Consider the following 11,118-nt stretch of genomic DNA (forward strand, 5'->3'; position numbering starts at 1 on the left):
ACATGGCTGAAAAATTAGATAAAGTCGACGTTGTCGTCGTTGGAAGTGGTTGGGCTGGAGGTATAGCTTCTGCTGAACTAAGTAAAGCGGGTTATAAAGTAGTCTGTTTGGAGCGAGGTAAAGAAAGAACGACAAAAGATTTCATCGGATCAAAAGATGAACTTCGTTATACAAAGCGTCATGAATTGGCTCAGGACTTAACGAAACAAACGATGACTTTCAGAAATAATGTGGATGATGACGCGGTTCCCATGCGTAAACATAATGGTTATCCTATCTACGATGAAGGTACAGGCGGCACGTCCGTACACTGGTCAGGCTGGTCTTACCGTTGGCTTCCATTTGATTTTGAAATTCGCAGTAAAATTATTGAAAAGTACGGTGAAGAGCGTATCCCTAAAGATATGATTGTTCAAGACTGGGGCGTTACATATGATGATATGGAACCCTACTATGATAAGTGGGAGAAAACAGCTGGGATTTCTGGTGAAGTGAATCCTCTAGGACCCCCACGTTCTGACGAGTATCCGAATCCACCAATGAAAGAATCTCCTGCTATTCGGTTGTTTGCAGATGCTACGAAGAAACTAGGATATCATCCATTCCGCATGCCTGCTGCAACCGTCTCGCAACAATATGTAAATCCAGATGGCGAAACTATCAATGCGTGTGTATTTTGTGCATTTTGTTCCATGTACGGTTGTGACTTTGCCGCTAAAGCAGACCCGATCGTGACGGTTCTTAAAACGGCACAAAAGACAGGAAACTTTGAAATTCGTAACAATGCACATGTAAAACGGATTCTGCATGACGGCAAAAAAGCAACAGGCGTATTGTATGTGGATCCTCTTACACTGGAAGAATTCGAACAACCTGCAGATCTTGTTGTGTCGGCTGCATTTTTCTCAGGAAACAATCGCTTAATGATGTTATCCGGAATCGGAGAGCAATACAATCCCGAAACTGGTAAAGGAGTAATCGGTAAAAACTTCACTTCCCACTACACAGGAATCGGTGGAAATGCAGCCACTGCCTATTTTGAAGAAAAGAAATTCAACACATTTGCGGGAGCTGGCGCACTAGGTTGTGTAATTGACGACTTTAATGGAGACCATATCGATAATACCGATACAGATTTCCTTCATGGATTTAACATCAGTATTTTCCAAGATGGAGCTGCGGCCATTGCGAACAACCGGGTTCCACAAGGCACGCCTTATTGGGGTAAAGAGTTTAAAGAAAAATCCATTCATTATGCGCACCGTTATTTAAATATTGGTGGTATGCAAGGCACTATGCCGTATACACACAATTATTTGGACTTGGATCCAACGTATAAAGATGTCTACGGAGATCCACTTCTTAGAATAACAGCTAAATTTACGGATCAAGAACGTAACATGGCAAAAATGATTGCTGAAAAATGTGCAGAAATTGCTGAAGAAATGGGTGCGGATATTGTCGATACTCCACCTGTAGCAGACGATGTGGAAATGACTTCATCGAGCGTCAATACACATGCAGCAGGCGGCGTGATTATGGGTGAAGATCCAGAAACGTCAGCTGTTAACACCTATTCACAAGTTTGGGGAATGGAAAACGTATTTGTTGTCGGTGGATCTTCATTCCCGCACTTTGGTAACTCCAATCCAACTGAAACCATTGGTGCATTTGCTTACCGTGCTGCAGAAGGTATGATTAAATATCTTAAGGGCGATGGCGGTTTACTAGTTGAAAGTAAGACAAGTAAAGAAACGGTTTAATAATAGGAAAAGCGTTCTACTTAGTTATTAAGTAGAACGCTTTTTTCAGTTAGCTATAGATCATGGGAGGATGCATAAGTAATGTACAAACCCTTATCCTTCTATATCTCGATTGGTATACCGATTTATACCGAAAACAATCCATACAATAGCCACTGCTATCAATCCGCCAGCGCGCAGCCAATTCATGTCCTCAATTGGCAACTTGGAAACAAAGCCAAACGGCGAAAGCTTTTCCATCCATTCAGGAAACTGGAACAAGCCACCTAAATATAACGTAAGGAATCCGTAAAATAAATAGAGCCAAACGAAGCCCGTTGCTTTTTCTGCGATGCCAATCAAACATGTGCTGATGGCAATCATGACGACGACCGCAGGAAAATGAACGATACTAGCTTGCCATACGGTGATGAACGGGAACGGATCTTCCATCGATGTAGTGCCGGCTAACCATAAACCGAGTGCTGAAGAGCTCAGCATCACAAATCCAGTGAACAACGCCAGCACCAAATAGGAAACGAGTAATTTCTTTCTTGAAACGGCCCGCCCCAGCAAATGATCTACACGCGATTTCCGCTCCTCGCCCACTACTCTATGGATGGCGAGCAACGCGGGAATCGTACTAATGAATGCCAGGACCGCCATCAGCATCGGCAGGAACTGCGCAGTCAATGAACTGTTTTCATCCGCTACAATCATCGAAGCGAGCAGGTCATTATCTTGAAAAAACGAATCTAAATCTCCGAGGACCGAACCGTAAGATAACCCGAGCACTAGCATACCAATCGCCCAAGAAATGAACGCGGTTCTTTGCAGTCGCCAAGCGAGCCCAATCGGATGACGCAACCCAATCGAAGCATGTGCTCGACCGCTTCGTGACGGAAGAAAACCCGAGCCCATATCGCGTTTGCCTTGCAGAACTACAGCCAACACACACAATACTAGACTTGCGACTAGTAATCCCCCTATCGGCACCCAGTTATCATCGCTGTACGGCTGAACTTGCGTAAGCCAACCAAACGGCGGAATCCACTCAGTAACCGACCGCAATACATAACAGCCGATCATCACCGTAAACGACAGACCGACTGCACCCCGTGAACTTTCCGAGAGTTGCGAGCAAACCGCTGTAACACTTACAAAAAACAAGCCGACCGCACCAAGCGATGCACCGTAAATAAGTGATCCAGACAGCCCCATACTATCCAATGAAAGACTATACAAGCCCACACCGATCAGCAATGCGATAAGCAAATTGACAACGAACAGCGTAAGCATTGAAGCCATTAATTGCGAATGCCGTGCAATCGGCAACGAACGTAGTAATTCCGCCTGCCCATCTTCTTCCTCTGCCCGCGTATGTCGCACCATCAATAAAATATTCATGATGGCGACTGCGATGGCGGTCATCAATAGCATCTGATGCGAGACCATGGCGCCAAGCGTGTAATTCGCTAAATCTCCAGGACCTACCATTGCCTCCATCGCCGGATTTTTCATCGTTTCTGCCATGATGTTACGATCCTGCTCGGTCGGGTATAATTCATTGAAAGCCGGCGGTACGACCAGCGTCATGGCGATGATGCCAACGAGCCACCACAAATAACGCATGCGATCTTGCCTGATAATGAATCGAGATAGACGGAGAACACCTGCAAATGGAGCCCCCTTCATCACACTTCCCTACTTTCCGCAGTTTCTTCATAATGCCGCATGAATAAATCTTCTAGCGTAGGCGGCGCACTTTCGATTTTCCGTATACCGTGCGCGCTTAGCTTCTGCATAATCGCTTCCATTTCACCTGCATCCGCATGAAATGTCCAGCCAGTTTCTGTCTGCGCTGCATCATGGACACCTTGCCACGAAACGAGTGACTCAATCGGCTTTCTGGTCTCCACCGTCAATTGCATCCGCGTCAAATGCCGTAGTTCATTCAACGTCCCGCACTCGATTAGACGTCCTTGTCGGATGATGCCAACGCGATCGCACAGCTTCTCAACTTCCGACAAAATATGGCTAGACAACAATACCGTCTTCCCTTCCGCCTTCACTTCCGCCACACATTGCTGAAACACTTTTTCCATTAACGGATCGAGTCCAGACGTCGGTTCATCTAGCAAAAATAATTCTGCATCGGAGGCAAACGCCGCCACCAAAGCGACTTTCTGACGATTTCCTTTCGAATACGTTCGGCACTTCTTCGTCGGATCTAGCTGAAAACGCACAAGTAATTGTTCACGCTTTTGTTCATTAATTTCCCCTTGTAAGCTCGCGAATAAATCAATGACTTCTCCGCCCGTCAATTGTGGCCACAAATTTACGTCCCCTGGCACATACGCAACACGTCGATGAATGTCCACGGCATCTCGCCACACGTCCTTGCCAAAAATCGTCGCGGTTCCGTTCGTCGCACGAAGCATACCAAGCAGAACCCGAATTGCCGTCGACTTTCCTGCCCCATTCGGTCCGATAAAACCGAACACCTCGCCGTTATTCACTGTTACATCCAGTCCATCTAACGCCTGATGCGTATCGAAAACTTTCGTCACTTGGTTCATCTCAATCACATTCATCTACATGCCCTCCTTAGTTTGTGTCAGATTATTTTATTAATTCCAGTGTAGCATAGGACTAGACGGCTCAAGATACTTTTTTACAAACACCAAAAAAGCAGACATGCGATCCATGCCTGCTTTGCTCATTTATATTCTATTAATGAAAAATCATATCATCTTCGTCACTAACTGTTGCGTCTACATGTAGGTAAGGGCCTAGTTGACTGACTCTCACTCGGATACCATCGTAAATCCTGTGATTTCCCTGTGACACTCCTTTAGCTTCCGGGAAGTCGACAAAGAAATCTCCTGGCTTCTTCGGTGTGATACGGAACACATTCGTTCCCGGGTCTCTGGTCACCGTGGCAATCTGTTCACTTCCTTTAGGCAACACATGCTTGCCTAGTTTAGCGCCTTCCCAGATGCTCAGCACTTCATTCGGTTTGATTGGCGTGACATGGACGGAATAATAAAATTGTTCTTTTACTTCAGTCGATGAGATATAATAACGTATTTTCTCGCCGTCAGCATACGTAACCGTCGCAATAAATTCGCCCGGCTGATCCATTTGGATAGTATTACAATATTGCAATAACTGACTTGCGCATCGCTTAAACCCTACGCGATCATTCACCAGTTCTCCTTCCGCTGTCGAAAGAGTAATCGACGTAGCATCTATAAACGGTTCATTATTTTCTCTTCTTTCATAATGATTCCACAGCTCTACAGGTGTGGAATAGATATCTGCCGTCTCTTCCAATGAAATATCCCATGCACCATTCACTTTTTTGACATGTACATAGTACTTTCTATAATTTTTATCGGATGTATCGGATGAAGCTGCCCCTGAAAAAGTCAGTGTAGCCGTTCCTTCTTTTTTTGGAACAATATGAATCTTTGTTTTCAAATTGGGCTGGCTTGGGATTTCACTGTCTGCCACGACATCAAATACATTCGAATTCGTTTTGCTGACATCGTTAAATCTCTTCCATTTAAAATCTTTCGCATGCATCGTAAGAATTCCAGGCTTCACATCTTCCGCCGCTTTTAGTAATTTCGCTGCTTGACCTCTTGTAATGGAAGCGTTTGGACTAAATGTCGTTGGAGACGTCCCTGTTGTAAGCCCGAGTTGATACAGACTATATATTCCCTCACGGTGGCCATTTTTATGTGCAACATCCAAAAATCCGTAATCCGGATCATGATACAGTGGCAATTCAAACGCTTTGATGATGATCGAAGCCATTTGCGCACGCGTAATCGAATCATTTGGTCCGAATCGTCCGTCACCATAGCCGTTGATGACTCCTTTTTCCGCTAGTACCGCAATCGCTTTATAATAGCCATTTGCAGTCGAAACGTCTTTAAATTTTGGATCTTTTATATTCGTAGTAGGAAGTTTCGTCATCTTCACGATAATGGCAGCCGCCTGCCCTCTCGTAATAGAGTCATTTGGCCGGAATGTACCGTCTGGATAGCCTCCAATTATATTACGTGACGCCAAGTCATTCACCGCTTCCGCGAAATGCTTCGAATCTGGAACATCGGGAAACCCCGAATTGCCTGCAGCAGCGCTTGATAAAGGTACACTACATACTAGCAAAATCGCACCGAGTACCGCTATGATTTTATTCTTCATTCGACTTCATCCTCTCCATAATCTAGTAATATACCGTACAGACGTAGAATTACAGAAATAGTTTCAAAGTTTTTCGAATTAATTTCTCTCTAGATTAATGCACTACATAATAGAAACTGACGGATTTTTGGATTATCAAATAACACGCTGAGAAAGATCTGATAGCGGTATAAATCAAATTAAAGACCCCTCTCGCAGAATGCTTTCTATCTGTAAGGGGTCTTTTAAAATAGGAATCTGTGGATTTGGTCGTTTCTTACGCTGGTATCATAAAGTCATGATTCGTGAAACCAATTATTTTCTCGAGATTTTCCTTGCCAAGTACTTCTACTGTTCTGGCATTCTCTCTGAAGTCTACGTTTAACGCTGCAGAAGCTATATCGATCAAGCTACTACAAGTAGGTGTTTTAATACCCAACATGTGACCAAGTGATTCTAATAACACTAAGCCTTCCGGTACATCTTCTGTAATGAATCTGGAATCCGCCACAAACGGACCTTCTGGCGAACTGTTCTTTGCGTACGTAAGAAACGCTTCTTTAGCGTCAATCGTTAGATCTTCAGAATTACGGTACCTACATGCTTCTACATAGGGTAATCTTTCTGCCCCAATGGCTTCAAGAATATTCATTTTTTCATCGTCTAGACTGTTGACGATGTTCCAAACATGCGGTGTAAATACTTCTTTATACATCCAATAATCTCCGTCTGTATGTTCAATGCGGGGAATACTCATAATCCCACCGATTGTATGAACAATTAAATTAGGATTGTGAAGAGCCGCTTCGATGACCGAATCGAGATAAACGAAGTGATATTGAAGTGTATCCAACATCTCCTGTATCACTTTTTCATTGCGATTCGTAAATATCGCTACAGGGTTTCGCACATTCTTGAATAAAACTTTCACTTTTCCAGGTTCTACAATTCGGCAATCAATTGGAGAACTTTGTGCTTCCACTATAGTGAAGCTTTTCTCTTTTTCGTGTTTTAAGAAATAGGCAGTAGATAAGTACCCTGGTTCCAGCAACACAATTTGATCTTCATTCATGAATGGAATCATACGTTTAATTACGTCCTCATGATAATTTGTTTGCACATATATAATAATGATTTCCGCATCTTTAATAGCCAATTGGACATCAGTCGTAACTAAGTCGAGATGCACAGTAGTTTCTACAGTATGATCTAGCAACGTAATTTCACCTTTATTTCTCACCAGATGATCGAAATGTTCAGTATGCAGCCCCTTGGATGTTTTTAATAAGGTGACCAAGTGACCTTTCATTTTTAAATCCGCTGCAATTGTCGTACCTCCGTGCCCTGCTCCTACTACTGTAATCTTCATAAAGTTCCCTCCAATGATTTGATATAAAGATTCATCAATTTCATAGTTACGGGCCCATTTTATATAAACCTTTAAAAGTGTTTGCAAAGAGTCTACTATAAGGTTTTTTTAGAATACATTTTCCCTCATTAAAATGAAGACAAGTTTCTACGAAAAAAGACTGCTTTCTTTTTTCTATTGATTAACTTTTCTGTATTACTTCCTTAGCATACAACATATTAGAAAATTTAGATAATTATAGGAATAGTTACTAAATTATTAACTAGACAATGGTAGCTGAATTAAAGAGTGTAGTGACATTATGTGAAAAAGACTTCTTCTACTTGCACAAAGGGGATTTTCAGAACGATGCTGGACTATTATGTAGTAAAGGACTTTGAAAATTTATTGAAATAGTAGGAAATGTTGAGTAGTATTGTAAAATATAGACAGAAACATAAAGCTCGGATTTACACTTCAGATCCATGGTGACGGCAATAATTTTAGTAAGAATTGTTTATTTGTTTTCAATGAGGTTGAAGTCATGATGATCTTCGGTAAACGGGTCAGATTAATGAATAGCTATCAGAAAGGTGATTGACTATGAAAATTTATCTGAAAGAAAGATATAAATCCTATATAAGTATTACTTTTGGTTTATTAATTGGATTTATAGTTATTACATTTTCATTTGATAAACCTGATTATAAATCTGCTGTTGTCGCTATTTTATTTGGATTAATAATCGGTGAGTTATTTTTTTACTCAAGATGGTCAATACGGCAAAAAGAGAACGAAATATTTAAACATTCGGGGCAACAAATGAACAAGATTCTTGCTGCAATCGAGACTTATATCGTTAAAATGCTGTTTTAGTGGATTACTTATGGCGAATTTAGGAGGTCACACTCTTGCAAAGTAAACGTAGTTTAGGAATACTTTCTTTTATTAGTCTGATTGTAGGAATTATTTTGATTTGCATTTTTATTTTTGCAGATGATTTTTTTATTATAATACCATTTGGAATTATCCTTGTAGCACTCTCATTCGGTTTATCCTTTTTCAGTAGAAAAGACAAATTCGGAAGAGTATCATATTACGCAATCCCAATATTTGCAACCATTTATTTATTGTACATCGTAGTCCTGTATATATTTCAAAATATACTCTAATACCATGTCGTAATCGGGTGCGTTAACTGAACAACCGTTATGCACCAAACGAGGCAAATCATTAAAAAGGATGGGGATAGAATGTCATTAAGCTTTATATATATATTGGTGTTATCGATTTTTGTAAGTTCAGTTGGTGGCTTCATTTTTTATAAACTAAGTTATAAATTTTTATTACCGAAAACGATAAGTTCTATATTGGGTGGGATATTAACTTTTCTTCTAAGCTATCTATTTGTAATGATTTTTATCGAAGTCAAATTATTATATGGAGCTATAATTGCATTGTCTATATATATTTGGTTCCTCAAAATTCCAGAGAGACATTTGGAATAAAAACTACTATTAACGGGTGTATTAACGGAACAAGGTTATGCAAGAATAGGGCCAGATTGTTGTACAAATAACAAGTTAAATAAATATGTGATTTTGGAAAAGAGGTGTGATGTTGATGAGTGGTTCTTCAATAGCAAAAGAGTTAGTGCTTGATGAAAATATATCTAAAGCAGATTTTATTGGAATAATTTCTTCTTTTTATAATCAAGAATGTTTTATATATGCCATTATCCCTGACTGGGAAAAAGAGTTAATTAATGAGCTTTCAAACCATTTTATCAAAGTTAGAGAAGTTAAATTGCCGCACGTATTCCCAAAAACTACAGGTTATATTGGTTTTGTAAAAGACAGAGAAAAACATTTTATTTATGAATTTTATTTAAGATCAGCCGTGATCGATATAGTTTTTTCAAATATCGATATATCTGATATTTTATTTAAGGAAAACAAGAAGAGCAATAATCTTTTTAAGATATTTGAATCGAATAAGATTCCTCATGTAACTATCGGTCCCGATGGTCAATGGTTAAATATTATTGAATATTAATGGTAGTATTTTGTTAATCAATCGGGCGCGATTGTCGCACTAGGAATTGACTTTGATCTGTGGAAAGGTCATTTTGTGGAGTTAATATTCCCGCGTAAGAATTGACCATAAACCCTTAATGGGAATTAAGCTGGGTTTAATGAGAATACTGAATTTAGCGTTGAATTTTTCTAACTGTGCATGCTCACTTACTAGTTTTTCATAATAGCAATTACGGATTTTGAACTGTATAATGAAAGATAAAGCAGTATTGAGAAAGGGGTTGTATAGCATGAAGGAACTAACTCTAGAGTCGAAGGAATTCAAGAAAGTGATGCATAATCTTCACTTGGAAAGTCTGAGTCTTTCTCTTGATTTGCAAAAAAAAGTACTTGAACTTATAAATACACAGACTTCAATTACCCCTACTTTGATAAAGGATATATTGCGTCATGGGAAAGTATAATGAAAAAGACAATGACGATTATCTTCTAACACATAATTTATTGGAGATCGATTCTCACAATGAACTTGAAAGAGCTGAAGCATTGGCCTTCACTCTTCGAGCGACGTCCATGGAACAAGACGATTTCAATATGGATTCATTTACTTTGCAAGATTTTCAAAACTTGCATTATTATTTGTTTCAGGATATCTACCCATTTGCAGGAGAGTTTCGAGACGTTCAATTGATGAAAGGAAATACTCGTTTCTGCCAAGTACAGTTTTTAAAAGATTATGCGAACGATTTATTTTTACAGCTAAATGAAGAGCCCATCTGGAATTCATTAGATGAAGCTGCGAATCGTTTAGCTTATTTTAAATCAGAACTTAACATGTTGCATCCCTTTCGTGAAGGAAATGGAAGAACAATTCGGATCTTTTTACACGCTTACGCAATGAAGCGAGGAATAGAATGGGCGTATGAAGCCATTGAAAGTGAAGAGTATATACAAGCAATGATTCAATCGGTCATTGATTTGGGAGCATTAAGAAAAATCTTCTTGGAAACTATAGAATATATCGAGTAAGGAAACTGGGGCTAATCTTTTACACGGATTGGTCCCATTATTTCATTTGAAATTGGAGTACTACTGTGCCTTAAACGGGCTAGATTGAAGAAGGAAGCATATAAAACAAAAAATCTAAGCTATATGACTGATTAGCAATCGGTAGTGTTAATATTGGTTATTGAAATTGACGGATATTTTCATCGAGTTTTAATTACTGGAAAAAAGATTAGTCGGCAAGAATTAAAGAGAATCTATTTACAGGCAAAAGAATGGTCTTATGATATTAAGAATCTCCCGAGCGTGTTTTGCAGAATCTCAAATTATGAAGAAATTCCCTTTTACAGTGATATGCATGTCGATTTTGTGATTGATACCGATACAGATCGAATATATTCACCTGTTTATTAGGTTATCGAGCGCAGATTGTGGAAGAAGCTTATTCGTAGTCACTTAGTTGCTCTTCGCTACAGCCGGCGACTCGGGGAGCATCAGCGAGAGCCGTAACGAAGAACGGCTTTTGCGAGTGAAGCGTAGCGAGAAGGAGCACATCTTTGCTTTGACAGGTGAAACACCTAGCGAGCGAAGCGAGGAGTGTGGTTCACCGCCCGCCCATAGGACACGCGTCCGGCTGCAGCGCAGATCAACGGGTCCCAACCACTCCCCCATCATCGGTTGATTCAGTTTACACATACATCCTCAGTATCAGAATTTCAAATCACTTCTATAACCCAAAAAAGTCCTCCCAACACATTAAAATGTACCCTTTGTAAAGGACAATTATAAAAAA

At 40.2% G+C, this 11,118-nt stretch carries 8 protein-coding genes; 4 read left to right on the forward strand and 4 right to left on the reverse strand.

What is annotated here, in order from left to right:
* Positions 1-2: 2 nt before the first annotated feature.
* Positions 3-1,763, forward strand: a complete 1,761-nt coding sequence (locus CSV73_RS07020) for a GMC family oxidoreductase (RefSeq protein WP_099627016.1) — start codon at positions 3-5, stop codon at positions 1,761-1,763.
* A 93-nt stretch (positions 1,764-1,856) separates the two neighbouring features.
* Here the strand turns inward: CSV73_RS07020 and CSV73_RS07025 are convergent, their stop codons facing one another.
* From CSV73_RS07025 to CSV73_RS07040, 4 genes are all read right to left on the reverse strand, one after another.
* A complete protein-coding gene (locus CSV73_RS07025; RefSeq protein WP_099627017.1) occupies positions 1,857-3,437 on the reverse strand; it encodes an ABC transporter permease in 1,581 nt (526 codons plus the stop codon).
* Positions 3,437-4,336: an ABC transporter ATP-binding protein gene (locus tag CSV73_RS07030; protein ID WP_099627018.1), complete on the reverse strand. Its 900-nt coding sequence runs from the start codon at positions 4,334-4,336 to the stop codon at positions 3,437-3,439. The genes CSV73_RS07025 and CSV73_RS07030 overlap by 1 nt, the downstream gene beginning before the upstream one ends.
* A gap of 139 nt (positions 4,337-4,475) precedes the next feature.
* Positions 4,476-5,957, reverse strand: coding sequence for an S-layer homology domain-containing protein (locus CSV73_RS07035; protein WP_099627019.1), 1,482 nt, complete (start codon positions 5,955-5,957; stop codon positions 4,476-4,478).
* 256 nt (positions 5,958-6,213) lie between these two features.
* On the reverse strand, positions 6,214-7,305 hold the full coding sequence (locus tag CSV73_RS07040) for an NAD/NADP octopine/nopaline dehydrogenase family protein (protein ID WP_099627020.1): 1,092 nt from the start codon (positions 7,303-7,305) through the stop codon (positions 6,214-6,216).
* Positions 7,306-7,887: 582 nt separating this feature from the next.
* On the opposite strand from CSV73_RS07040, the gene CSV73_RS07045 reads away from it, so the two are divergent.
* From CSV73_RS07045 to CSV73_RS07070, 3 genes are all read left to right on the forward strand, one after another.
* The gene (locus CSV73_RS07045) at positions 7,888-8,160 is read left to right on the forward strand and encodes a hypothetical protein (protein WP_099627021.1); all 273 of its coding nucleotides are present in this window, start codon (positions 7,888-7,890) and stop codon (positions 8,158-8,160) included.
* 747 nt (positions 8,161-8,907) lie between these two features.
* A complete protein-coding gene (locus tag CSV73_RS07060; protein WP_099627024.1) occupies positions 8,908-9,339 on the forward strand; it encodes a hypothetical protein in 432 nt (143 codons plus the stop codon).
* 431 nt (positions 9,340-9,770) lie between these two features.
* The gene (locus CSV73_RS07070; RefSeq protein WP_099627025.1) at positions 9,771-10,349 is read left to right on the forward strand and encodes a Fic/DOC family protein; all 579 of its coding nucleotides are present in this window, start codon (positions 9,771-9,773) and stop codon (positions 10,347-10,349) included.
* Positions 10,350-11,118 lie beyond the last annotated feature (769 nt).

Origin of the sequence: Sporosarcina sp. P1, from assembly GCF_002743155.1 — a bacterium.
GTDB lineage: Bacteria > Bacillota > Bacilli > Bacillales_A > Planococcaceae > Sporosarcina > Sporosarcina ureae_B.

Excerpts from the sequence above, each read along its gene's own strand:
- CSV73_RS07020 (WP_099627016.1), top strand. The coding sequence starts at position 3 with ATGGCTGAAAAATTAGATAAAGTCGACGTTGTCGTCGTTGGAAGTGGT.
- CSV73_RS07025 (WP_099627017.1), bottom strand. The coding sequence starts at position 3,437 with ATGAAGGGGGCTCCATTTGCAGGTGTTCTCCGTCTATCTCGATTCATT.
- CSV73_RS07030 (WP_099627018.1), bottom strand. The coding sequence starts at position 4,336 with ATGAATGTGATTGAGATGAACCAAGTGACGAAAGTTTTCGATACGCAT.
- CSV73_RS07035 (WP_099627019.1), bottom strand. The coding sequence starts at position 5,957 with ATGAAGAATAAAATCATAGCGGTACTCGGTGCGATTTTGCTAGTATGT.
- CSV73_RS07040 (WP_099627020.1), bottom strand. The coding sequence starts at position 7,305 with ATGAAGATTACAGTAGTAGGAGCAGGGCACGGAGGTACGACAATTGCA.
- CSV73_RS07045 (WP_099627021.1), top strand. The coding sequence starts at position 7,888 with ATGAAAATTTATCTGAAAGAAAGATATAAATCCTATATAAGTATTACT.
- CSV73_RS07060 (WP_099627024.1), top strand. The coding sequence starts at position 8,908 with ATGAGTGGTTCTTCAATAGCAAAAGAGTTAGTGCTTGATGAAAATATA.
- CSV73_RS07070 (WP_099627025.1), top strand. The coding sequence starts at position 9,771 with ATGGGAAAGTATAATGAAAAAGACAATGACGATTATCTTCTAACACAT.